This is a genomic window from Pseudomonas sp. DG56-2 (assembly GCF_004803755.1).
Lineage (GTDB): Bacteria > Pseudomonadota > Gammaproteobacteria > Pseudomonadales > Pseudomonadaceae > Aquipseudomonas > Aquipseudomonas auratipiscis.
The window spans coordinates 1,748,675-1,771,788 of record NZ_CP032311.1 but is presented as its reverse complement, the minus strand read 5'-3'; the positions used below and the strand labels follow the sequence as shown (position 1 = coordinate 1,771,788).

General features: G+C 58.9%; 15 protein-coding genes. 9 read left to right on the top strand and 6 right to left on the bottom strand.

All coding sequences use genetic code 11. The features are described from left to right. Position 1 precedes the first annotated feature (1 nt). A complete protein-coding gene (locus D3Z90_RS08250; RefSeq protein ID WP_136475271.1) occupies positions 2 to 3,655 on the top strand; it encodes a transporter substrate-binding domain-containing protein in 3,654 nt (1,217 codons plus the stop codon). Positions 3,656 to 3,727: 72 nt separating this feature from the next. Here the strand turns inward: D3Z90_RS08250 and metE are convergent, their stop codons facing one another. Continuing rightward, a complete protein-coding gene (metE, locus tag D3Z90_RS08245) occupies positions 3,728 to 6,016 on the bottom strand; it encodes a 5-methyltetrahydropteroyltriglutamate--homocysteine S-methyltransferase (RefSeq protein WP_136475270.1) in 2,289 nt (762 codons plus the stop codon). A 259-nt stretch (positions 6,017 to 6,275) separates the two neighbouring features. Here metE and D3Z90_RS08240 point away from each other — a divergent pair, with 259 nt between their 5' ends. Both D3Z90_RS08240 and dacB read left to right on the top strand, forming a co-directional pair. After that, on the top strand, positions 6,276 to 6,620 hold the full coding sequence (locus D3Z90_RS08240; protein WP_136475269.1) for a YggL family protein: 345 nt from the start codon (positions 6,276 to 6,278) through the stop codon (positions 6,618 to 6,620). A 758-nt stretch (positions 6,621 to 7,378) separates the two neighbouring features. Then, on the top strand, positions 7,379 to 8,842 hold the full coding sequence (gene dacB / locus D3Z90_RS08235; RefSeq protein ID WP_136475268.1) for a D-alanyl-D-alanine carboxypeptidase/D-alanyl-D-alanine-endopeptidase: 1,464 nt from the start codon (positions 7,379 to 7,381) through the stop codon (positions 8,840 to 8,842). Positions 8,843 to 8,846: 4 nt separating this feature from the next. On the opposite strand, the gene D3Z90_RS08230 is transcribed toward dacB, so the two are convergent. Next, a complete protein-coding gene (locus D3Z90_RS08230; RefSeq protein ID WP_136475267.1) occupies positions 8,847 to 11,243 on the bottom strand; it encodes a diguanylate cyclase in 2,397 nt (798 codons plus the stop codon). Between the two features lie 106 nt (positions 11,244 to 11,349). Then, the gene (gene rlmKL, locus D3Z90_RS08225; protein WP_136475266.1) at positions 11,350 to 13,551 is read right to left on the bottom strand and encodes a bifunctional 23S rRNA (guanine(2069)-N(7))-methyltransferase RlmK/23S rRNA (guanine(2445)-N(2))-methyltransferase RlmL; all 2,202 of its coding nucleotides are present in this window, start codon (positions 13,549 to 13,551) and stop codon (positions 11,350 to 11,352) included. 540 nt (positions 13,552 to 14,091) lie between these two features. On the opposite strand from rlmKL, the gene rmf reads away from it, so the two are divergent. Then, a complete protein-coding gene (rmf, locus tag D3Z90_RS08220; RefSeq protein WP_010223328.1) occupies positions 14,092 to 14,307 on the top strand; it encodes a ribosome modulation factor in 216 nt (71 codons plus the stop codon). Positions 14,308 to 14,401: 94 nt separating this feature from the next. On the opposite strand, the gene D3Z90_RS08215 is transcribed toward rmf, so the two are convergent. Beyond that, positions 14,402 to 15,424, bottom strand: coding sequence for a quinone-dependent dihydroorotate dehydrogenase (locus D3Z90_RS08215; protein ID WP_136475265.1), 1,023 nt, complete (start codon positions 15,422 to 15,424; stop codon positions 14,402 to 14,404). A 151-nt stretch (positions 15,425 to 15,575) separates the two neighbouring features. Here D3Z90_RS08215 and D3Z90_RS08210 point away from each other — a divergent pair, with 151 nt between their 5' ends. The 5 genes from D3Z90_RS08210 to cobA all read left to right on the top strand — a co-directional run bounded on the left by D3Z90_RS08210 (position 15,576) and on the right by cobA (position 21,283). Beyond that, positions 15,576 to 16,790 (top strand): CmpA/NrtA family ABC transporter substrate-binding protein, encoded by a 1,215-nt coding sequence (locus D3Z90_RS08210; protein WP_136475264.1) that lies wholly within the window; start codon positions 15,576 to 15,578, stop codon positions 16,788 to 16,790. Positions 16,791 to 16,805: 15 nt separating this feature from the next. Further along, positions 16,806 to 17,381, top strand: coding sequence for an ANTAR domain-containing response regulator (locus D3Z90_RS08205; RefSeq protein WP_136475263.1), 576 nt, complete (start codon positions 16,806 to 16,808; stop codon positions 17,379 to 17,381). Between the two features lie 237 nt (positions 17,382 to 17,618). Next, positions 17,619 to 18,830: a NarK/NasA family nitrate transporter gene (locus D3Z90_RS08200; RefSeq protein ID WP_136475262.1), complete on the top strand. Its 1,212-nt coding sequence runs from the start codon at positions 17,619 to 17,621 to the stop codon at positions 18,828 to 18,830. 9 nt (positions 18,831 to 18,839) lie between these two features. Continuing rightward, complete coding sequence (locus tag D3Z90_RS08195; protein ID WP_136475261.1) at positions 18,840 to 20,510, top strand: bifunctional protein-serine/threonine kinase/phosphatase; 1,671 nt, start codon at positions 18,840 to 18,842, stop codon at positions 20,508 to 20,510. A gap of 29 nt (positions 20,511 to 20,539) precedes the next feature. Next, positions 20,540 to 21,283 (top strand): uroporphyrinogen-III C-methyltransferase, encoded by a 744-nt coding sequence (gene cobA / locus D3Z90_RS08190; protein WP_136475260.1) that lies wholly within the window; start codon positions 20,540 to 20,542, stop codon positions 21,281 to 21,283. Between the two features lie 57 nt (positions 21,284 to 21,340). Here cobA and D3Z90_RS08185 read toward each other — a convergent pair whose 3' ends face one another. Both D3Z90_RS08185 and sigX read right to left on the bottom strand, forming a co-directional pair. After that, positions 21,341 to 22,378, bottom strand: a complete 1,038-nt coding sequence (locus tag D3Z90_RS08185) for an OmpA family protein (RefSeq protein WP_136475259.1) — start codon at positions 22,376 to 22,378, stop codon at positions 21,341 to 21,343. Positions 22,379 to 22,488: 110 nt separating this feature from the next. Continuing rightward, positions 22,489 to 23,055, bottom strand: a complete 567-nt coding sequence (gene sigX / locus D3Z90_RS08180) for an RNA polymerase sigma factor SigX (protein WP_036990388.1) — start codon at positions 23,053 to 23,055, stop codon at positions 22,489 to 22,491. Between the last annotated feature and the right edge of the window lie 59 nt (positions 23,056 to 23,114).

The following is a 23,114-nucleotide window of genomic DNA, read 5'->3' as shown; positions in this document are numbered from 1 at the left end:
CATGCCTAGCCGCGTAGTCTTCGTTTACTTGTGTCTGCTCATGGCTTGCCTATGTGTGGTATCGACGGCTGTCGCTGAGCAGATAGCGGCCGGCCACTACCGATTGCTCAGCCGCGGCCAGCCGTTGAACCTCAATCTGGCACTCAATGATGCACAGCGGCAGTGGATCGACAGCAAAGAACAATTGGTGCTGGGCACCTCGGCGGCGGATTACCCGCCATTCGACATAACCGCCAGCGGCCACGACTATGAAGGGCTGACTGCCGACATTGCCGGGATTCTGGGACAGGCCATTGGCTTGCGCATTCAGGTAAAACGTTTTGCCACCCGCCAGGATGCAGTGCAAGCCTTGATCCGTGGAGAGATAGACCTGCTCGGTAGCGCCAACGGCTTCGAGGCTGCTGCCCCGGGAGTGGCACTTTCCACGCCCTACGCAATTGATCAGCCGGTGCTGGTTACCCGCGAGGACGAAAGCCGCCCCCTTGATACCGGTTTGGCTGGCCTACGCCTGAGCATGGTGTATCACTACCTGCCACTGGCCGAGGTACGGGCCACTTATCCCAACGCCATAATCCAGACTTACCCGTCCTACCAGAACGCCCTCAATGCCGTTGCGTTCAACCAGGCCGATGTTTTTCTTGGCGATACCATTTCCACCCATTACCTGATCAAACAAGGTCACTTGCAGAACGTCAAGATGGCCAACTTCGGCAAACATGAACCGGTCGGCTTCAGCTTCGCTATACAGCAGAGCAATCTCACCTTGCTGCAACTGGTCAATGCAACACTCGATCACATACCCCTCGACACCCGCGAGAATTTGTTCAAACGCTGGAGCGCAGGCAGCGATGTGCTGCTGACAGATCGCAAACTACAACTTTCTCAGCGTGAAGAGCGATGGCTGAGCGAGCATCCAGTGGTTCGCGTGGTGGTCAATGAAACCGCAGCGCCGCTGACGTTTTTTGACAGCTCGGGGAATTTTCGCGGGATTGCCGCCGACCTTCTTGAACTGATTCGCTTGCGTACAGGCCTGCGCTTCGAGATACAACGCGCCAACGGCTTCAGCGAAATGATCGACCGCCTGAACAATGACCAGGCCGATATCATCGCCGCGATCAGCCATAGCAAGCATCGCGAAAACACCCTGGCCATCAGCCGACCCTACCTGGAAAATTCGTATGTGCTGATGACCCGCAAGGGCATCGACCAGCCCACGTCCCTGGAGCAACTCGCAAATAAACGTGTAGCCCTGGCGCGCAACAGCGCGCTGATCGACACGCTGCACGAACACATGGCCGAAGTGATCCAGACCGAAAGCACGGCCTATTCGACGTCACTGCTCGCCAACGGCCATGTCGACGCTGCCATTGTGCCGCTGATCGACGCCAACTTCAGTATGGCGAGCCAGGCCGGCATGGTCATTCGCGCATCGGTTGGCACGCTGCCGGCAACGTTTTCCATGGCGACCCCGCGCCATGCCCAGGAGCTAACCTCCATCCTGGACAAAGCGCTGCTGAGCATTGCACCTGAGGAGCTGGGCATTATCAACAACCGCTGGCGCGGCTACAGTGCCGAGAGTAACGCCTACTGGAACAAGTACCACCAACTGGTGCTGCAAGTCGTACTGGGCACCAGCCTGCTTCTGTTGCTTTCACTGGCCTGGAATGCGCGTATGCGCCGGCAGATCAAACAACGCGAGAGTGCCGAGCGCGCCCTGGGCGATCAACTGGAATTCATGCGCACGCTGGTCAACGGTACTCCCCATCCCATCTATGTGCGTGACCGCGAAGGCTTGCTGCAAAGCTGCAACGACAGTTACCTGGAGGCCGTCCAATTGCAGCGCAGTGAAGTGCTGGACATGCGCGTCGAAGATGGCGCCCTGGGCGACAGCTGCTATGCCAGCCAGATCCAGGCCGACTATCAGCAAGTGATGCGCGAGGGCGTGCCACTGGTTGTCGACCGCCCGCTATTGCTCAACGACAAGGCAATGACCATTTACCACTGGATCCTCCCCTACCGCGATTCGCTCGGCGAGATCCAGGGTATCATTGGTGGCTGGATCGATATCAGCGAGCGCCGCCAACTGATTCAGGACCTGAGCTTGGCCAAGCAACGTGCCGATGACGCCAGCCGCGCCAAAAGCACCTTTCTGGCAACCATCAGTCATGAAATCCGTACCCCCATGAATGCCATACTCGGCATGCTTGAGCTGGCGCTGGAAAAAGCTGGAGCGAGCCAACCGGACCGTCCGGCAATAGAAGTCGCCTACAGCTCGGCCAAGGACCTGCTGGCGCTGATCGGCGACATACTCGACATCGCCCGTATCGAGTCCGGGCACCTGACCCTGGCGCCGGAGCAAGTCAACCTTGCAGAGCTGGTCGAGTCTGTCCGGCGAGTGTTCGACGGTCTGGCTCGGCAGAAAAACCTGAGCCTGATGATCCGCATATCCCCCAACGCCCACACCAACGTCCAACTGGACCCGCTACGGTTCAAGCAAATACTTTCAAATCTGCTCAGTAATGCGATCAAATTCACCGAGCACGGGCAGATCATCATCGATCTAACCCTGGAGCCTGGCTCCGCGCCAGATATCGTCCAACTTGAGCTGAGGGTCAAGGACAGCGGCATCGGCATCCGCGAACAAGACCAACAACGCGTTTTCCTGCCCTTCGCCCAGGCCAACCCGGACAGTCAGCTGGCACGCAGTGGAACCGGCCTGGGCCTGGCTATCAGCCGCGACCTGTGCAGGCGTATGGGCGGTAGCCTGACATTGCACAGCGTGTTGGGCCAGGGCACCTGCGTGCACATCAGCATGCCTTTGACGCTCATGACCCATGCGCCCAGGGTGATCACCCCCACCTCCGAGTCCTGCATTGAGATTGCCGCGCTGAAAATACTGGTCGTCGATGATCACCCCGCCAATCTGTTGCTAATGACTCAACAGTTGACTCATCTGGGGCTGGCGTACGGCAGCGCCGACAACGGCCTGGAAGGCTTGCAACGTTGGCGCCGCGAGCCATTCGATGTGCTGGTCGTGGACTGCAATATGCCAGGCATCAACGGCTATCAATTTGCCCGAACGGTCCGAACTGAAGAAAGTGAAAGGCGATGGCCACGCTGCACCATTCTGGGCTATACCGCCAACGCTCAGCCTGAAGTCCGCCAACAGTGCCATCACGCCGGCATGGACGACTGCCTGCTCAAACCTATCAGCCTCAAGACCCTCAGTCAGCGCCTCGCCGGGATCGCCGTGCTGCCTGAACGCGAGCCCGCAGATGACTGTCGATTGTTCGATCTGCAAGGCCTGCGGCCATTGGTGGGCGACTGTCCTGCCGACTTGCAGGCGTTGCTCGAGCAACTTCTGGAAAGCCTGAGCCGGGATCGGGCCGCGATGGAGGCGCTTGATACGAACCTGCAATCGCATCAATTGAGAGGTGAGGCACACCGAGTTCTGGGTGCTGCACGCATCATTCAAGCCAATGCCTTGATCAATGCCTGCGAACAACTTGAAGCAGGCTGCAGCGCAGATGCATCGCCCGCCACGCTCAAGTTTCACCAGCAACAGGTGACAGCTGCGATGGCCATGCTGGAACAGGCGTTGGCGCAGCACTTGCAGCGCGGTGACCGCGCCACTACAGCAGCCAAGGCAAGCTGAAAGCAAACTGCCGACAACGGCGCTGGGCTGCAACGCAGCCCAGCAACCCAGTGCAAATTACCGCGACACGGATCAAGCCAACTCTTTACGCAGTTGGCGAGCAGCGGTGACCATGTGAACCAGAGCCGCCTCGGTTTCTGGCCAGCCACGGGTTTTCAGACCGCAATCCGGATTGACCCACAAGCGCTCGGCAGGAATACGCTTGGCGGCCTTGCGCAGCAAGTTGGCCATTTCCGAGGCGTCCGGCACGCGTGGCGAGTGGATGTCGTAGACCCCCGGACCGATTTCATTCGGGTAGGCGAAGGCCTCGAAAGCATCCAGCAACTCCATATCCGAACGCGATGTTTCAATGGTGATGACGTCGGCATCCATCGCAGCAATCGATGCAATGACATCGTTGAACTCGCTGTAACACATGTGCGTGTGGATCTGGGTTTGGTCACCGACACCGGAGGCACACAAACGGAAGGCCTCGGTCGCCCAATCCAGGTAATGCTGCCATTGTGCCTGGCGCAGCGGTAGTCCTTCACGGAATGCGGCTTCGTCGATCTGCACGATCTTGATCCCCGCCGCTTCGAGATCGACCACTTCATCGCGAATGGCCAACGCCAGTTGTCGTGCCTGCACTTCGCGAGAAACATCCTCGCGGGGGAACGACCACATCAGCATAGTTACCGGCCCGGTCAGCATGCCTTTCATGACTTTGTCGGTCAGACCTTGAGCATAGCGAATCCATTCTACAGTCATGGCTTTCGGACGGCTCAGGTCACCGAATATCACTGCAGGTTTCACACAGCGCGAACCGTAACTCTGGACCCAGCCAAAACGGGTGAACACATAGCCGTCCAGTTGCTCGGCAAAGTACTCGACCATGTCGTTACGCTCGGCTTCACCGTGCACCAGTACGTCCAGGCCCAAGCGTTCCTGCACTTCGACGGCATGACGAATCTCACTGTGCATTGCTTCGGTGTATTCGGCTTCGGTGAGCTTGCCTTGCTTGAACGACTGACGGGCCAGGCGAATCGCACCGGTTTGCGGGAACGAGCCAATGGTCGTGGTCGGAAACAGCGGCAGATCCAGGCCCGCACGCTGCTTGGCGATACGGGTGATAAACGACGACTGACGCTGGCTGTCCTTGCTGGTGATAGCAGCGACTCGCGCCTGAACAGCAGGCTTGTGGATACGCGAGGAAGCGGCGCGGCTGGCCTGCACTGCACAGCTTTGCGCCAGTGCTTGCACTACGGCTGGCGCTTGCGGCTCATTGACTGCCCTGGCCAGAACAGCGACTTCTTCGCACTTCTGTACAGCGAAGGCCAGCCAACTCTTGAGTTCGGCATCCAACAGGTCTTCACGCCCCAGATCCACCGGGCTGTGCAGCAAAGAACAAGAAGGTGCGATCCACAGACGCTCACCCAGACGCTCATTGGCGTGTTGCAGCACGGCCAGAGCTTTTTCCAGGTGGCAACGCCAGACGTTACGCCCGTTGACCACACCCAGCGACAGAACTTTGTAAGCGGGCAAACGATCGAGGATGGTTGGATACTGCTCGGGGGCGCGCACTAAATCAATGTGCAAACCGTCGACCGGCAGGTTAGCCGCCAGACCCAGGTTTTCTTCCAGGCCACCGAAATAAGTGGCGAGCAGTTTTTTCAGTGGATCACGCTGGATCTGGTTGTAGGCGCGTTCGAACGCATTTTTCCATTCCTGCGGCAGGTCCAGGACCAGAATGGGCTCATCGATCTGAACCCACTCAACGCCTTGGGCTGCCAGGCGCTGGAAAATCTGCCCATACAACGGCAACAGACGGTCAAGCAGTTCCAGTTTGTCGAAATGCGCACCTTTGGTTTTACCCAGCCACAGATAGGTCAGCGGACCGATTACCACGGGTTTGACGTTGTGGCCCAGCGCCTTGGCTTCGGCGACTTCTTCGAACAGTTGATCCCAGCCCAGCTGAAACCGCTGATCGGCACTGAACTCAGGTACCAGGTAGTGGTAGTTGGTATCGAACCACTTGGTCATTTCCTGGGCATGGGCACCGCCACAGCAACTGTCGCTGACGCCACGCGCCATGCCAAACAGAGTTTGCAGGGACGCTTTACCATCGTGAGGGCGGAATCGCTCCGGAATCACCCCGAACATCAAGGAGTGCGTCAGTACTTGATCGTACCAAGCGAAATCGCCGACGGGCAGCAACTCGATTCCAGCATCTTTCTGCAGTTGCCAGTGGGTTTTGCGCAACTCACTGCCAACAGCACGCAAGCCCGCCTCGCTCAGCTCACCTTTCCAGAAAGCCTCCTGGGCTTTCTTCAGTTCACGGTCGCGACCAATGCGCGGAAATCCCAGGGAATGAGCCAAGGCCATGACAAAAAACTCCGATGTGTTTGATGGGAGCCATTGTCGGCACTTGGCCTAGAGTGAGACAAACTCATTTAATTCTTGATCATCACAAATTTTACTCATCATCTCGCACAACAGATTCCGCCATCCGCACCGTCCTGATCGCTCGCTACAGACAAAACGTACAGCCAACAGGTGCTAAATCAGCAAGTGCATGTACAAGCAGGCAGCCGGGGGCTGAAGCTGGTAGACTGCGCCCGATATTTATTAAGAGGATTGTTTCATGGCCACTAACCGTTCCCGCCGTCTGCGCAAAAAGCTTTGTGTAGATGAGTTCCAGGAATTGGGCTTCGAGTTGAACCTGGGCTTCAAGGAAGATCTGACTGACGAAGCAATCGATGCCTTCCTCGACGCGTTCCTGACCGAGGCGATGGACGCCAACGGTCTGGATTATGTTGGTGGTGATGACTTTGGTCTGGTGTGCGCCGCCAAGCGTGGCTCGGTCACCGAAGAACAGCGCAGCGCCGTTGAAGCATGGCTCAAAGGTCGCGCTGAATTGACCAATATCGAAATCAGCCCGCTGATCGACGCATGGTACCCAGAAAATCCGGTCAATCCGGCTGTTTGATCTTCTGGTGTAATCAGGGCCATCCATCGTGATGGCCCTTTTTTTTGGTTCTTCACGAAATCCCGGGGGCATGATCTTTGGGCTGGGCTGGGATTTGAGGCTGTGAGCTTATCCATTCGATGCGGCGGCGCTGTTGGCCCCTTCCGCCCTTACGGCGGGTCCCTTTTGTCTTGGCAAAAGGAACCAAAACCGTGTGTCCCTGCATTCGGCCCTACGCTGCGCTCCGGGTCCCTTCGCTCCGGCATTGCTCCCGTCGGGACCGCACCGAAGGGCCGTCCTGGCCCTACGGTGCTCGCAGGCCATCCATGGCCTGCACCCGACTACGCAATACCTACACTCAACCTACCGAAGGGACAACCCGGATGGCAGGCGATAATGTGTCAACGATGTCTCCGTACACGTGTCCACCATGTGTCCGGTCCATACACCCCGACGAAAGTGGGTCGCCGTAAAAGCGAAGCCGGCCAGTAGTGCCACCCCAACAAACGGATATGTCCATCGCCATTCGAGCCACATTCCGGTGCTCACTCGCTAGCAGGCCCCGGTGCGTAGTTCCCGGAATTCCGTGAACAACCTTTTTTTTGCCCACAGCAAGCCAAATTAGCCGACTTACTTGCACAAAAGCCGACAAGCCACCCCTTGCCACTGCCCCATCGCCCAGCACCTTCGGGCATAATGCGCGCTATATTTTTTTATACCGGAGCTTTCATCTTTTCCCGCTCCGTTTTTTTCACCCCTCGCGCGCAGGGTTTTACTACATGATCAAATCTTTACGCCCTCTTCTGCTCGCCGGCCTGCTTTTGCCTATTGCGCTTCCCTCTCAGGCTGCGGCCGTAAACACCACGCTGCCCGCCAAAGTGCAGCAAGCGTTGAAAACCAACAAATTGCAGGACACGGCCCTGTCGCTGGTTATGATCCCGCTCAACGGCCCTGGTACACCCACCATGTTCAACGCCGATGTGTCGGTCAACCCAGCTTCAACCATGAAACTGGTCACCACCTATGCCGCCCTGGAACTGCTGGGCCCTACGCACCAATGGAAAACCGAGTTCTACAGTGACGGCCCCCTGCGCAACGGTGTCTTGCAGGGCAATCTCTACCTCAAAGGTGGCGGTGACCCGAAACTGAACATGGAAAAACTCTGGCTGCTGATGCGCGACCTGCGCGCCAATGGTGTACAGACCATCAGCGGCGATCTGGTGCTCGACCGCAGCCATTTCGTCCAGCCGGTGCTTCCCCAGTTCAATGACGACGGTGGCGACGAAAACAAACCGTTCCTGGTCAAGCCTGATTCGTTGCTGATCAACCTCAAGGCCCTGCGTTTTGTGGCCCGCAATGACGGCGGCAAAGTGCTGGTGTCGGTTGAACCCCCCATCGCCAACATCCGCATCGACAATCAGGTCAAGGCAGTCAACAGCAAGCAATGCTCCGGCAATGTCCGCTACAACCCGGTGACTCAGGCTGACGGCGTCACTGTCGTGGTCAGTGGCCAGTTGGGTGATGGTTGCAACTCGCAAACCTACTTGTCGCTGCTCGACCACCCTACCTACGCGGCAGGTGCAGTGCGCGCCATCTGGAGTGAGCTGGGTGGCACCATCCAAGGCCGCGACCGCATCGACAATGTACCCAAGAGCGCACGCTTGCTGGCCCGCGCCTTCTCGCCAGACTTGGTCGAGATCATCCGCGACATCAACAAATACAGTAACAACACCATGGCTCAACAGCTGTTCCTGAGCCTGGGCGCACAGTTTCGTACCGATGCCGACGGCGACGACGCCCGTGCAGCGCAGCGTGTGGTACGCCAGTGGCTGGCGAAAAAAGGCATCACGGCGCCGCACCTGATCATGGAAAATGGCTCGGGCTTGTCTCGTGCTGAGCGCGTCAGCACCCGGGAAATGGCTGCCCTGCTGCAAGCGGCATGGAAAAGCCCTTATGCCGCCGAGTTCATCAGCTCCATGCCACTGGTAGGCATGGATGGCACCATGCGCAAGCGTCTCAAGCGCACGGCCATGACCGGCGAAGCCCATATCAAGACCGGCACCCTGAACACCGTACGTGCGATTGCAGGCTTCAGCCGCGACAGCAACGGCAATACCTGGGCAGTGGCAGCGATCCTCAACGATCCAAAGCCCTGGGGTGCCTCTGCGGTACTCGATCAGGTCCTGCTGGACCTGTATCGCCAGCCAAAGCTGGTCAACAGCACTGCCGCTGTAGCGCCCTGACAGCCTAGGGCAGTTCTGCTTCGACGCGATCGCGGCCAGCCAGTTTGGCCGCGTACACGCCAGAGTCGGCGCGCAGCAGCAAGGCATCGGCGCCCTCCCCCGGGCGCCAGCCGGCAATGCCGAAACTGGCAGTGACCTGCCCGACGCCCTCTACCGCTACGCTACGTACACCCTGCCATAGTTCCATGGCCAGTGAGTACGCCTGGTCGGCACTACTGCCTGGGCATAGCACCATGAATTCTTCGCCGCCCAAACGGCAGAACACATCAGTGCGGCGCAGGCGCTGACTGATGCGCTGGCACAGACTGCGCAACACGTGGTCACCCACGGCATGGCCGAACTGGTCGTTGATCCGCTTGAAATGGTCGATGTCCAACATGATGATCGCCAGCTCCTGCTGATCGCGCTGGGCGCGCTCCAACTCCGACTTCAATCGTTCCTGAAAATAGCGACGGTTGTGGATACCTGTCAGTGAGTCAGTCACCGACAAGGCCCGCAGCTCTTCCTCGACACGCTTCAAATCGGAGATATCGGTCAAATAGCCGTGCCAGAGCGTGCTGCCATCAGCCTCCGGCTCGGGCGTTGCCTCGCCCCTGACCCAGCGCTGGCCGGCGATTGGCAACAACACTCGATACTCTTCTCGCCAAGGGGTCAATTGCTCTGCAGAACTGCGGATCGAAGTACGCACCCGTAACAGGTCGTCCGGATGAATGCGCTCGAACACCGCGGTAGCATCCTGACGCAGCAACGCCGGATCGATCTCGTAGATATCCCGCAAGCCTTCGCTGGCATAACTGAAGCAAGAGCTGCCATCGGCACGCAGACGAAACTGATAGATGCCCCCCGGCACTTCGGCACTGAGCTTGTCCAGCAAACGATCGCGCTCTGCCAAGGCTTCGTGCACGCGCTTGCGCTCAGTAACATCGATGCAGATTGCCAGGTGGCCAACCCACAACCCCTGCTCATCGAGCACTGCTGTTACCAGCATATTGGCCAGCAATTGGCTGCCGTCCTTGCGCACCAGCGTCCACTCTCCGGCTTCGCGACCATTTTCCGGAACGGTTTGCGCGAACATGGCCTGGGCGGGTGTGATCTCGCGCCCGTAGCGCTGGCTTAGATCCCGCGCCCGCTGCTGCAGCTCCTGAGGCGACACCAGTCCTTCAAGGGACAGATTGCCGACCGCTTCGCTGCTGCTGTAACCGAGCATGCGCTCGGCACCGGCATTGAAGGTCGTGACAACGCCACGCAAGTTGGTGGCAATGATCGCAACCTGCGTCGCGGCATTGAGCACACTGCTCAGCTGGTTATGGGTGTCACGCAAAGATTGCTCACTCACGCGCAGTTCATCGGTGCGCTGCTCCACCAGAGTCAGGGCACGTTGGCGCTGGCTGAACAGACTGAACAGCAAGGCGCTGAGCATCAAGCTGAGCAGCCCGCCAAGAAACACCACAGCGGTGACTGCCGAAGACCGGTTGGCCTGCATGAAGGCCAGGCTGGGGCGGATATCAAGTTGGTAGTCGTGATCGGCCAGGTGCAACAGATAGCTGGCCGCAAGCGACGATGAAGTGCCCGGGTTATCGGACTGGAACAGCACCTCTTGGCGGCCATCCGGCCCCGTGAGATCGCGAATCCGTACCACCAGATTGTCCTGGGCCGCGTTCGGCAGCCCCTCGGCCATCAGCTGACGCATACTGATCACCGCCATGACATAGCCCTTGGGCAACGGACCAGGGTCGACTGGCGCGAACACCGGCGTCACCATCAGCACCCCACGCGCATAGTCGGGCTCTACGTCGGTAAGGTTCAACGGCGCCGATACAGCCAGGGAGCCAGGCTTGGAGGCGCGCTGCAGCGTATCCTCTCGCAAGGCCTGCGACAGCAGGTCCAGGCCGAAGGGCTGGCGCGCAGGGCCTAAGGCCTGGGTAAACAGCACCGGGTAGTACAGTGGGCGCTGAGGCGATACTTGCAACTCACCCTCGTCGGTCAGTTGCTGAATTGAATACGGACGACCTAGCGTCTCGCTTGCCCGTCGTTCGAATTCATCACGAGCCGCCCCCGGTACGCGTGGCGCCCAGGAATAGGCCTGGGTGCGATGCAACAAGGGGCGTGCATAGCCATTGAATTCGTCGACGGTAATTTCGGTGGCATAGACAAAGAATCGGCGCAGGCCATCAAGGCGCTGCACCTGATCCTCGAAGCGCTCTTCGATACGACTGTAGCGCTCGCTGGCCAGCAATTGGAAGCGTTGCCGCAGCTGCTGCTGGTACAACTCGTAAGTTGCCAGCGCCAGCAAAGCGGTCAACAGACCGCCAGCCACCAATGCCACAAGGGCAACGAGCCAGGCGGATACTTCTTCGCTGACAAAGCCGAGCATCTTTGGACGAACGCCATGCATCGACATAGTAGATAACACTCATAACGCCAGCATGCAGCGTTTCCCAGGCCCTACCTCAGTTATAGCCATTCGCCACTAATGAAGCAATCCGGGGCCTGGGAGAAGTTTGCACTTAACGCGCTTGAATGCGCCACGCACGGTGAATCTTGCTGTTGCGCGCAAAATCCGGATCCAGCGTCTGCGCGGTGATTTCTTCTACGACATAGCGTTCGCCCAGATGTTCATCGAGCTGGAACTTGCGGAAGTTATTGGAGAAATACAACACGCCAGCAGGTGCCAGCCTGGCCACTGCCAGGTCGAGCAACTCGACATGGTCACGCTGGATATCGAACACACCTTCCATGCGCTTGGAGTTGGAGAACGTCGGTGGGTCGATGAAGATAAGGTCGTATTCGTCACGGCAGGCTTGCAGCCAGGCCATCACATCACCTTGTTCCAGGCGGTTCTTGTCAGAGAAACCATTGAGCGACAGGTTGCGCCGTGCCCAATCCAGATAGGTACGCGACAGGTCGACGCTGGTAGTGCTGCGGGCACCGCCCTTGGCCGCGTGTACAGTTGCGGTTGCGGTGTAGCAGAACAGGTTGAGGAAGCGTTTGCCTGCCGCTTCACGCTGGATACGCATGCGCATCGGACGATGATCGAGGAACAAGCCGGTATCCAGGTAATCCGTCAGGTTGACCAGCAACTTGACGCCACCTTCGTTGACCTCCAGGAACTGGCCCTGGGTGCTCTGGCGCTCGTACTGACGCGTGCCACTCTGCCGCTCGCGACGCTTGACCACCACTCGGCTCTGGTCGATGCCCAACGCCAGGGGAATTGCCGCCAGTGCATCGAACAGTCGGGCCTGGGCCTTCTCCGGGTCGATTGAACGAGGGGCAGCATACTCCTGAACGTGGACCCAGTCCTGGTACAGGTCGATAGCCAGCGCGTATTCAGGCATGTCGGCATCATACAAGCGGTAGCAACTGATTTGCTCGCGCTTGGCCCACTTGCCCAGTTGCTTGAGGTTTTTCTGCAGGCGGTTGGCAAACATCTGCCCGCCTTCGCTCAGGCGTGCCGGCTCGCTGGCAACTGCCGCAGGTGAACGCGCACCCTCATTACCCTGGGCATCGCGCTCAGGTTGCCGGCGCTCACCAGTGACGAACTGATCAGGCTGGACCTTGATCAAGAGCAATTTACACGGCAGCGCACCGTTCCAGAACGCGTACTGTTTATGACTGCGAATACCCATGCGTTTGCCCAGGTCCGGGGCACCGGTAAACACCGCGGCCTCCCAGTTCAAGCAGGACTGACGCAGACGCTCACCCAGGTTCTGGTAGAGGTACAGCAGGCTCGCTTCATCGCCCAAGCGCTCACCGTAGGGCGGGTTGCAAATGACCAGGCCCTTTTGGTTCTGGTCTGGACGCGGCTCGAAACTGCCCACTTCGCCCTGATAGATCTTCACCCAGTCGCTAAGCCCGGCGCGCTCAACGTTGTTGCGACCCGGCTGAATCAAGCGCGGATCGGCCTCGTAGCCACGAATCCACAATGGCGGACGCGCAAGGCCGGCCTGGGCGCGCGCCTGCGCTTCGTCATGCAACTTGCGCCACAGCGCAGGCACATGGCCAAGCCAGGCACTGAAGCCCCAGCGTTCACGCTTGAGGTTGGGGGCGATATCGGCAGCGATCATCGCGGCTTCGACCAGGAACGTACCGACACCACACATCGGGTCGGCCAGCGCTCCGCCTTCAGCGGCAATACGCGGCCAGCCAGCACGAATCAACACAGCAGCCGCCAGGTTTTCCTTCAGCGGCGCAGCGCCCTGCTGCAGGCGATAGCCACGCTGGTGCAGGCTGTGACCGGACAAGTCCAGGGACAAGATCGCCTCGCCACGGTCCAGTCGCAGGTGTACGCGCAGGTCCGGGTTGAGCTTGTCGACCGACGGACGCTCGCCATCGCGGGTACGCAACTTGTCGACAATCGCGTCCTTGACCTTCAGCGCGCCGAAATGAGTGTTGTCTATGCCCGAGCCATGGCCACTGAACTCCACCGCCAGCGAACCATTGGCCTCCAGGTGATCCTGCCATTCGACGTCGTGCACACCATCGTACAGATCGTCGGCATTCTTCATGTTGAAGCGCTTGAGTACCAGCAGCACACGGTTGCCCAGGCGCGACCAAAGGCACAGCCGGTAGGCGGTTTCCATGTCGGCCGAGCCGCGAATGGCCGAGGTGTGTTCGCGCACCTCTTCAAGGCCCAGACCGCGAGCTTCTTCGGCAAGCAGTCCTTCAAGACCTTTAGGGCAGGTTAGGTAGAGTTCGAAACGGTCCGACATGAGGTTTCCAGTGCTTTGAGCAATAAGTGGAGGGCAAGCGCATCGCCCTTCCGATGTTTAATCAAACGCCTTTCCAGCGAGCGTTCAAATGGCACCGCAACGTGTGCCGGGCCGCCCGAGCAATCATGCTTTTGCCAAAGCAGAAAGCCTTTGAGTGCCGGGCAGAATGAAAAATTCACGACTGTCAGGGTGAAATATGACCCTTCGTCGTATTGACTGCCTTGTTACAAATTATCACGCAGCCATGGCCAAGTGACTTCAATTCTTATCAAACCCTGATCATAGCGGGCTTTACGTTGAATCCCGCTTTGATGCATTTATTTACTTATCCTTTCACCCTATGAAAGGTTACGTCCTTATGACAAAACGATCATTCACACTGTGTCGCGCATTGGTTAGAACTCATCTCAGGTTGTCACCGCAACGGGGCAACACCTTCGCTCGCGACGCCGGCAGCGAGCGCAAAACCGGCAGAACGATTCTGCCCGGCCTCCTAGAGGCCGACGCGACATTACAGTCAACAAGTGAGGGCAACACCCTATGAGAAGACTTAAGCGTGATCCGTTGGAAAGAGCATTTTCACGTGGCTACCAATATGGGGTCACCGGCAAATCCCGCGAGCTTTGCCCCTTTACTCTACCGTCTGTACGCCAGGCATGGATCAATGGCTGGCGCGAAGGACGCGGCGACAATTGGGACGGTATGACCGGCACTGCGGGTATTCATAGACTCAACGAACTTCACGCCGTTGGCTAAACGAGGAACTGAATTCATTCACCATGCGCGCCCCATCCGGGCGGCGGGCTGAGGCCCAGGGGCCCCTTCATGGGGCCCTTTTTATGCCTGCGACCTAGCGCGGCAAGGCAGCGATTGCATCCACCGCTTCGCGAATCAATGCCGGTCCCTTGTAGATAAACCCTGAATAGATTTGTACCAGGCTGGCACCGGCAGCGATTTTCTGCGCCGCGTGCTTGCCCTCGGTAATCCCGCCCGCCGCGATGATCGGTAGCTTGCCACCCAGTTCAGCAGAAAGCACTTTGACGATATGCGTGCTCTTTTCCAGCACCGGCGCACCCGACAGGCCACCCGCCTCGTCACCGTAAGGAAGGCCTTCGACACCCTCGCGACCGAGCGTGGTGTTGGTGGCGATTACCGCATCCATTCCCGACTCGAGCAGTGCTGCTGCCACCTGTGCGGTCTCTTCGTCGCTCATGTCTGGCGCAATCTTGATTGCCAGCGGCACACGCTTGCCACGTTCACCGGCCAGTTGCTCACGGCGCTGGGCCAGCGCCTCTAGCAACTGCTTGAGCGAATCGCCGAACTGCAGGCTGCGCAATCCCGGTGTGTTCGGTGAACTGACGTTGACGGTGATGTAACTGGCGTGATCGTAGACCTTGTCCAAGCAGATCAGGTAGTCGTCCACCGCGCGCTCGACGGGGGTATCGAAGTTCTTGCCGATGTTGATACCCAACACACCGCGATACTTCGCAGCTTGCACGCGATTGAGCAAATGGTCGACGCCAAGGTTATTGAACCCCATGCGATTGATGATCGCCTCGGCTTGCGGCAAGCGAAACAGTCGTGGCTTGGGGTTGCCGGGCTGGGGACGGGGAGTGACGGTGCCGATCTCGACAAAACCGAAACCCAGCTGGGCAAAACCATCGATGGCCGCACCGTTCTTGTCCAGGCCTGCTGCCAACCCCACCGGGTTGGCGAACTCCAGTCCCATGACGGTAACCGGCAATGAAGCCGGGGCTTTGGTCAGCAGCCCGTTCAGGCCCAGGCGGCCACCGGCGCCGATCAGGTCCAGGGACAGGTCATGGGAAGTCTCCGGAGAGAGCTTGAACAACAGCTGGCGGGCCAGGGTATACATGGGCGGGCTTAGCTCGACGTGAGTGAGGGGGCGATTATATAGGTGGCGTCGCCCGGGGGACAGCGCAGCCTTGGCATATGCGTTGCTTTATTGACCTTACGCACCGGCCACGAAAGCGGCACGGCCTGACCTTCGATACAGGCGTGACACTGTGAATAACGAAATCCCCACAACTCCTCTGGCTTGGGTCAATGGCAGCGATGCGCCGGAAAAGCACAGCCTTAACATCGGTTTCATGGCCCTGAGCGACTGCGCATCAGTGGTGGTTGCGGCGACCCAAGGCTTCGCCCAACCTTATGGCCTGAGCCTGAACCTCAAGCGCCAAAGCTCCTGGGCCGGATTACGCGACAAGTTGGTCAGTGGCGAACTGGATGCAGCCCACAGCCTTTATGGGCTGATCTACGCCGTTCACCTGGGCATCGGCGGTACCAGCGCTACGGACATGGCGGTGCTGATGGGACTGAATCAGAACGCCCAGGGCATCAATCTGTCGGCAGAGCTGCAGCGCCAGGGCGTGACCCGTCCAGAGGCGCTGGAGCGTTTTGTGCACCAAAGCAGAACAAAACTTACCTTTGCCCAGACATTTCCCACTGGCACTCACGCCATGTGGCTGTATTACTGGCTCGCCAGCCAGGGTATCCACCCTTTGTCTGACGTCAACAGTGTGGTGGTACCACCGGCACAGATGCTTGCTCACCTGCGCGCCGGGCGCATCGACGGTTTTTGTGTCGGCGAACCGTGGTCAGCAGACGCCGTTGAGCAAGGCCAGGGCTTCACCTTGGCTACCAGCCAATCGATCTGGCCGAATCACCCGGAGAAAGTGCTGGGCTGCACGCGCGCGTTCGTCGAGCGGCACCCCAACACTGCCAGGGCGCTGATCAAGTCAATTCTGGCCGCCAGCCGTTTCATCGAGCAGAGTCCGCAGAATCGCCGCAGCGCAGCGCAATTGCTCAGCGATGCGGCCTACTTGAACACGCCTGTACAGGCCATCGAGCCACGCATGCTCGGTAACTATCACGACGGCCTCGGCAATCGCTGGCATGATCCCCATGCCTTGCGCCTGTACGATCAGGGCCGAGCCAACTTGCCGTACTTGTCCGACGGCATGTGGTTCATGACTCAGTTCCGTCGCTGGGGACTGTTGCGCGAAGACCCCGATTACCTTGCCGTAGCTGGCCAAGTGCAACAGTTGGCGCTGTACCGCGATGCGGCCACCGCCATTGGCGTGCCTTGCAGTGAACAGAATATGCGTCGCAGCCAGTTCAACGACGGTACCTATTGGGATGGCAGCGACCCGGCAGGCTATGCCCGCAGCTTTTCTCTTCACGCGCTGGCTGAAAAGCCTGACGCCCTCGCCCATCGCTGACAAGGGGACGCCACTATGCTGCGAATCCTATTGATCGACGATACAGCGAAAAAAGTTGGACGCTTGAAGACTGCCTTGGTTGAAGCAGGTTTCGAGGTCATTGAAGAGTCCGGCCTGACCATCGATTTGCCAGCACGCGTCGAAACGGTGCGACCCGATGTCGTGCTGATCGATACTGAATCACCGGGGCGTGACGTCATGGAGCAAGTGATCATAGTCAGCAGGGACCTTCCCCGGCCTATCGTCCTGTTCACCGACGAGCATGACCCGAATGTGATGCGCCAGGCGATCCAGGCGGGCGTCAGCGCCTATATCGTCGAAGGTATTCATGCGTCCCGCCTGCAGCCGATCCTGGATGTCGCGATGGCTCGATTCGAGAGCGACCAGGCGCTCAAAGCGCAGTTACAGGCACGTGACCAGCAGTTGGCCGAGCGCAAACGCATCGAATTGGCCAAGGGTTTGTTAATGAAGATGAAGGACTGCAACGAAGAGCAGGCCTACACCCTGATGCGCCGCCAGGCCATGAGCAAGCAGCAGAAGTTGATTCAGGTCGCTGAACAAATTATCGCAATGAGCGATTTGCTTGGCTGAGCCCTGGGCTGGGTCGGGCTAGCCCCCCACCGACCACAGCACGCAACACGCAACACGCAACACGCAACACGCTGGCCCAGTTTTTGCTGAATCAAACACAAAGGTAGCCAACGGCGGTTGCCCCTCCACGACAAAGACGTCGCATCCCCCTCGCAGCAGCGGGTCGGGAGGCGACGTCTTTTTCGTTTCTGCCCGCTGAGGGCGCGACCTGCAGTGCAACGTTCAACGAGGTGTTCGATGAATACAAGTTTCTGGAAGTCCGGGCATATCCCCACACTGTTCGCCGCCTTTTTATACTTCGACCTCAGCTTCATGGTCTGGTACCTGCTCGGCCCCATGGCAGTGCAAATAGCCACCGATCTGCAATTGACCACACAGCAGCGCGGCCTGATGGTCGCCACCCCGATCCTGGCAGGTGCGATCCTGCGCTTTGTCATGGGCATCCTGGTCGATCGACTGTCGCCAAAGACCGCTGGCCTGATTGGCCAGGTCATCGTCATCGTCGCCCTGTTCTGCGCCTGGAAGCTGGGGATCGATAGCTACGAACAGGCTTTGTTGCTCGGCGTATTTCTTGGCGTCGCTGGCGCCTCCTTCGCGGTCTCCCTGCCGCTGGCTTCGCAATGGTACCCAGCCCAACACCAAGGCAAAGCCATGGGTATTGCCGGTGCTGGCAACTCCGGCACGGTGTTCGCGGCCCTGTTGGCGCCAGTGCTGGCAGCCAGCTTCGGCTGGAATAACGTCTTCGGCTTTGCCGTGATTCCGCTGGTCATGACCCTGGTGCTGTTTGCGCTGCTGGCACGCAACGCCCCACAACGGCCCAAGCCTAAAGCCATGAACGATTACCTAAAAGCCCTAGGTGACCGTGACAGTTGGTGGTTCATGTTTTTCTACAGTGTCACCTTTGGCGGTTTCATCGGCCTGGCCAGCGCACTGCCTGGATACTTCAACGACCAATATGGCCTGAGCCCAGTCACTGCCGGCTATTACACCGCTGCCTGTGTATTTGCCGGCAGCCTCATGCGTCCATTGGGCGGCGCCCTGGCCGATCGCTTTGGCGGCATCCGCACCCTGCTGGCGATGTACTCCGTGGCAGCTGTGTGCATCGCCGCAGTAGGCTTCAACCTGCCCAGCTCGGTCGCAGCACTGGCGTTGTTCGTCAGCGCCATGCTCGGTCTTGGCGCGGGCAATGGCGCGGTGTTCCAACTGGTACCTCAACGTTTTCGTCAGGAAATAGGGGTAATGACCGGCCTGATCGGCATGGCCGGCGGTATTGGCGGCTTCGTGCTGGCTGCCGGCCTGGGTGCGATCAAACAGCACAGCGGCGACTACCAGCTGGGGCTTTGGCTGTTCGCCAGCCTCGGGGTACTGGCCTGGTTCGGCCTGCATGGTGTCAAGCAACGCTGGCGTACCACCTGGGGCTCGGCCGCAGTCACTGCGGCACGGGTCTGAGCCGTTGCCATGAGCCTGCAATTGAGCTTCGCCCAAGCCAGCGCTACCGGACCTCGGGATGAGAACCAGGATGCCCTGCGCCTGGTCACACCGAATCCGGAGCTGGCAGCCAGCAAAGGGTATCTGTTTGCCCTGGCCGACGGTGTCAGCCAATGTGCCGATGGTGGCTTGGCAGCGCGCGCAAGCCTGCAGGCACTGGCCCTGGACTATTACGCCACGCCACCGACCTGGGGTGTCGCCCAGGCGCTAGATCGCCTGCTGCTGGCGCAGAATCGCTGGCTGCGGGCCAATGGCGCTGGCCAGCCGTTGCTGACCACCCTCAGCGCCCTGGTGCTCAGGGGTCGAAGGTTCACCCTGGCCCATGTCGGCGACTGCCGGATCTATCGCTGGGCTGCCGGCCAGTTGCACCGCATCAGCGAGGATCACGTCTGGGATCAACCGGGTATGCAGCATGTACTCAAACGTGCAATGGGCCTCGATCAGCACTTGCAGGTCGACTACCTGGAGGGCGAGCTGCAGGTGGGTGAGTGCTTCGTTCTGCTCAGCGACGGCGTGTGGGCCAGCCTCAGCGAGTCACAGATCAGGGCCGTGTTGCGCGAACAGCTCGATCTGCAAGACGCCGCCCAGACCCTGGTCACCTCGGCGCACCTCAGCGGCAGCCAGGACAACGCCAGCGCGTTGCTGGTGCGCGTCGACCAATTGGGCGCGGTCACGCTCGGCGATTCGTTGGCGCAGTTGCAACAATGGCCGTTACCAACGGCTTTGCGCAGCGGCCAATCGATCGATGGCTGGACGATCGAGCAAGTGCTCGGTGAAAGCCGTCAGTCCCTGCTGTACCGGGTGCGCGACAAGCAGCAAGAAGCGTGGCTATTGAAAACCTTGCCTGCGCATCGCAAGGACGAACCCGGTGCCTTGCAAAGCCTGCTGCTTGAGGAATGGTTTCTACGCCGGGTGGCCGGGCGTTACGTCCCTGAAGTACACCCTGCCAGCCAACGCCAGCACCTGTACTACCTGATGCGTGAATACCCTGGGCAAACCCTGGCTCAACTTTTCAATCACGCAGGCCCCCTGCCCCTTGCCCAATGGCAAACATTGGCCCAGCAACTGCTCCAGGCAGTGGGCCTGCTGCACCGACGCAACATCCTGCACAGAGATATCAAGCCGGAGAACCTGCATATCGGCGACGACGGTCAACTGCGCTTGCTGGATTTTGGCCTGGCCTTCTGCCCTGGCCTTTCCGAAGACCGTGCCCACGAGCTGCCTGGCACCCCATCGTTTATCGCCCCGGAGGCCTTCGACGCCGAGCCACCCAATCCACAGCAAGACCTCTACAGCGTCGGCGTAACCCTGTTCTACCTGCTCACGGGTCACTACCCCTATGGAGAAATCGAAGCATTCCAACGCCCGCGCTTTGCTCAGCCAACCAGTGCTGCCCGCTATCGCCCAGATTTGCCCGAATGGCTGGAGCACAACTTGAACCAAGCGCTGGCAGCCGACCCGCAACAACGTTTCGAGACTGCCGAGCAGTGGTTGTTGCTGCTCGAACAAGGCGAACGCCAACACTTGAGCGTACGCCCACGACCGCTGCTTGAGCGCGAACCACTGAAGGTCTGGCGCGGCCTGGCCCTGTTTTCGCTGCTGCTCAACCTGATATTGCTGATCTGCCTGCTAAAAGGCTGAAAGCGCCCCTTGCCGATGAGGAAACCCTGATGGAAGCAAAAGTCTGGCTGATTGGTGCGGGCCCTGGTGACCCGGAGCTGTTAACCCTGAAGGCGGTTCGCGCCTTGAGCGAAGCCGACGTGGTACTGATTGACGACCTGGTCAATCCGTTGATCCTCGAACATTGCCCCAAGGCGCGGGTCATTGCCGTTGGCAAACGCGGCGGTTGTCGCTCCACCCCTCAGGATTTCATTCAACGCCTGATGCTGCGATACGCACGCCAGGGTCGCTGCGTGGCGCGGCTCAAGGGCGGTGATCCTTGCATCTTTGGCCGTGGCGGTGAGGAGGCGGCCTGGTTGCATGCCCACGGCATCGAAGCTGAACTGATCAATGGCATTACAGCCGGCCTTGCTGGAGCAACCCAGTGCGGAATTTCCCTGACCCTGCGCGGTGTGAGCCGTGGTGTAACCCTGGTGACTGCGCACACTCAAGATGACAGTCCGCTTAATTGGAAGGCACTGGCTCAGGGCGGCACCACCCTGGTGGTGTACATGGGCGTCAGCAAGCTCGAGGAGGTCCGCCAGGGCCTGTTGGCCGGCGGTCTTGCAGGCGAGACAGCCGTTGCAATGATCGAGAACGCATCGCTGCCGCAGCAACGCGAGCAACGCAGCACGCTCATGCAACTGTGCGAAGACGCCGCACAGTTCAAACTGCGCAGCCCGGCCATCCTGGTTATCGGCGACGTAGCCGGCCAAGCCGCATCCAGCAGCGCGCTGTTACAGATTCCGGCCTGAATCGCAGGCAAAGAAAAGCCCGGCCTAGGCCGGGCTTTTCTGTGAAGCGCTTACCAATTACTTGGCTTGGGCTTCTACTTGTGCTTCTACGCGACGGTTAACAGCGCGACCAGCGTCGGTTGCGTTGTCAGCAACCGGACGGGTTTCACCGTAGCCAACCGACTCAACACGGCTCGATTCTACGCCGTATTCGTTGGTCAGAACCTGCTTAACGGCGTTAGCACGACGCTCAGACAGCTTCTGGTTGTAAGCGTCAGGACCGACGGAGTCAGTGTGACCTTCAACAGTGGTGGTGGTCTGTGGGTACTGCTTCATGAAGTCAGCCAGGTTTTTGATATCGCCGTAGCTGTTTTGCTTCACAACCGACTTGTCGAAGTCGAACTTGACGTCCAGCTCAACACGTACGACTTCGGCAACAGCCGGGCAGCCGTCAGCGTCAACGGTAACGTTGGCTGGGGTGTCAGGGCACTTGTCAACGTTGTCGCAAACGCCGTCGTTGTCGCTGTCGGAGCATACTTCAGCAACTGGAGCAGGTGCTGGAGCAACTTTACCGCCGCTACCACCGAAGTTCAGACCCAGACCTACGGTCGGTGCCCACTCGGTGTTGCCGTTGTCGATGTTGTACTGAGCTTCAACGCCAGCACGGGCGAAGAACATATCAGTGATGTACCACTTGGCACCGGCGCCCAGGTTGGCGAAGGTAGAGTGGTCGCGACCGTTGTTGGTAGCCTGACCCAGGCTCTCGTGCGCGAAACCAGCGGAAACGTACGGACGCACTGCGTCACCTACGGTACCCAGGTGGTAGGTAGCGTCGAGCTTGGCCTTGGAACCTTTGATGTCTTTGTTGAAGACTTCACCACGAACGTTGTGAGTCTCGTTGTAGCCCAGGTCCAGGGACAGGTCGTCGGTCAGGAAGTAACCGAGACGAACACCAGGGTTGGTGCCGTCGTTTTTGAAATTGCGCTCGCTATCGTAGTACTGCTTGGTAACGTTACCTTCGATTTCAACCGCGCCTTGGCCTTGTGCCAGAGCGCCGAGCGAAGTGACGGCTACAAGAGAACCAATGGCCAAGCCCAAGGTGTTTTTCAATTTCATCCGTTAAATCCCCATCTGGTGATAGTTAAGCAGTCCCACCACAATCCGGGGGACAACTCGACGACAAGTCTAGCAGAACTTGCCGGTACGTTAGAGATATTTGCGCGCCACTAAGTTTCAGCAAGACCCGCAAATTTCTCACGTAGCTTGTCTAGCGCACGCTTGTACCGCATTTTCGTTGCGCTAAGGCCCATATGCATGATATCGGCGATCTCTTGAAATTCCAGCTCTGCGACAAATCGTAGCACCAGAATTTCACGGTCAATTGGATTCACATGCACTAGCCACTTATCTAACCCACCCTTCTCTTCGGGCTTTGGCGCTTTCTCTTCCGAGGCCTCCTCAAGTGGATCAAGACTCAAGGCATCCATCAGACGACGCTTGCGCCGCTCCTTTCGATACTGGGTGATGCATTCGTTATAGGTGATGCTGTAGAGCCATGTCTTGAACTTCGATTTACCCTCGAAGTTCTTCAGGCCATAGAGCACCTTGAGCATCACCTCCTGACAGACATCGTCAGCATCCCTATCGTTCCCCAAATAACGTGCACACACGTTAAAAAGAGTTCGCTGATAGCGCCGCATGAGTTCCTCATACGCGCGAGTAACATGGAAAAGCTCCTCATGCGAACGCGCCACCAACTCCTCATCAGTGAGCTCGCGGGGGTCGTAACGCATGGGCAGCGAGTGAACTTTATTCAAAACGAATCTGGCCGACAGTCAGGTCAATGTCGCCG

Coding starts and splice junctions, on each gene's coding strand:
- D3Z90_RS08250 (WP_136475271.1), top strand. CDS start 2: ATGCCTAGCCGCGTAGTCTTCGTTTACTTGTGTCTGCTCATGGCTTGC.
- metE (WP_136475270.1), bottom strand. CDS start 6,016: ATGGCCTTGGCTCATTCCCTGGGATTTCCGCGCATTGGTCGCGACCGT.
- D3Z90_RS08240 (WP_136475269.1), top strand. CDS start 6,276: ATGGCCACTAACCGTTCCCGCCGTCTGCGCAAAAAGCTTTGTGTAGAT.
- dacB (WP_136475268.1), top strand. CDS start 7,379: ATGATCAAATCTTTACGCCCTCTTCTGCTCGCCGGCCTGCTTTTGCCT.
- D3Z90_RS08230 (WP_136475267.1), bottom strand. CDS start 11,243: ATGTCGATGCATGGCGTTCGTCCAAAGATGCTCGGCTTTGTCAGCGAA.
- rlmKL (WP_136475266.1), bottom strand. CDS start 13,551: ATGTCGGACCGTTTCGAACTCTACCTAACCTGCCCTAAAGGTCTTGAA.
- rmf (WP_010223328.1), top strand. CDS start 14,092: ATGAGAAGACTTAAGCGTGATCCGTTGGAAAGAGCATTTTCACGTGGC.
- D3Z90_RS08215 (WP_136475265.1), bottom strand. CDS start 15,424: ATGTATACCCTGGCCCGCCAGCTGTTGTTCAAGCTCTCTCCGGAGACT.
- D3Z90_RS08205 (WP_136475263.1), top strand. CDS start 16,806: ATGCTGCGAATCCTATTGATCGACGATACAGCGAAAAAAGTTGGACGC.
- D3Z90_RS08200 (WP_136475262.1), top strand. CDS start 17,619: ATGAATACAAGTTTCTGGAAGTCCGGGCATATCCCCACACTGTTCGCC.
- D3Z90_RS08195 (WP_136475261.1), top strand. CDS start 18,840: ATGAGCCTGCAATTGAGCTTCGCCCAAGCCAGCGCTACCGGACCTCGG.
- cobA (WP_136475260.1), top strand. CDS start 20,540: ATGGAAGCAAAAGTCTGGCTGATTGGTGCGGGCCCTGGTGACCCGGAG.
- D3Z90_RS08185 (WP_136475259.1), bottom strand. CDS start 22,378: ATGAAATTGAAAAACACCTTGGGCTTGGCCATTGGTTCTCTTGTAGCC.
- sigX (WP_036990388.1), bottom strand. CDS start 23,055: ATGCGTTACGACCCCCGCGAGCTCACTGATGAGGAGTTGGTGGCGCGT.